This is a genomic window from Acinetobacter sp. YH12039 (assembly GCF_013420015.1).
GTDB lineage: Bacteria > Pseudomonadota > Gammaproteobacteria > Pseudomonadales > Moraxellaceae > Acinetobacter > Acinetobacter amyesii.
In genome coordinates this window covers 1-1,011 of record NZ_VOZA01000145.1, presented here as the reverse complement: position 1 = coordinate 1,011, position 1,011 = coordinate 1, and the positions used below count along the sequence as shown (strand labels likewise).

Below are 1,011 nucleotides of genomic sequence, written 5' to 3'. Positions count from 1 at the left end.
GCTCCAACAGAACCACCCATCGATCTAAAAAAACTACATGCAAAAATCGGTGAGCAGGCATTAGAAATTGATTTTTTAGAAGGTGTGTTGAAGAAACTGGGCCGCTTCAACCACAAAAGTTAATCGACGACTCACTTCAGATTTCAGTATCTAAGCAAGCTAAGCTGCTGAAAGTCTCCCGTGGTTGTTATTACTATCGCCCAAAACCTGTGAGTGCATCAGATCTGAAGCTGATGCGATGTATTGATGAATTACATATGCAATATCCTTTTGCAGGCAGTCGTATGATGCGTGATTTGTTGAATCGTCAAGGACATCATATAGGACGACGTCATACACGTACTTTAATGAAGAAAATGGGTATTCAGGCGTTATATTGCAAACCAAATTTAAGCCAGGCTAATCAAGCTCACCGTAAATATCCATATCTGCTCAAAGGGTTGGCTATTCAGCGCAGTAATCAAGTGTGGTCTACGGATATAACGTATATCCCTATGGCAAAAGGCTTTGTTTATTTATGTGCTGTGATTGATTGGCATAGCCGCAAGGTACTTGCGCATAGGGTATCGATTAGTATGGAGGTGGATTTTTGTATTTCGGCTTTAAATGAAGCGATTGAAAAATATGGTCGACCTGAAATATTTAATACAGACCAAGGCAGCCAGTTTACCAGTGATGCATTTATTGATGTATTGAAATCAAATGGCATTCAAATCAGTATGGATGGTAAAGGTCGATGGGTAGATAATGTGATGGTTGAACGATTATGGCGGAGCGTTAAATATGAAGAGGTGTATCTCAAAGCTTATAGCAGTGTCACAGATGCGAAAAAGCAATTAAGTGCATATTTTGAGTTTTATAATTTGAAACGACCTCATTCGAGTCTAGACAAAATGACACCAAATGAGTTTTACTATGATCAGCTACCCCAACAAAACAAGGTGGCTTAACTAGAGCGGAATATCACTTATAAATACGCTTTTAGTTGTTCAAACAAGTGGGACCACCTCT

General features: G+C 39.3%; 1 pseudogene. It reads left to right on the top strand.

The annotated features are described in order from the left end of the window. A pseudogene (locus FTT98_RS17935) lies at positions 1-950 on the top strand (IS3-like element ISAba14 family transposase); the annotation flags it as partial. Positions 951-1,011 lie beyond the last annotated feature (61 nt).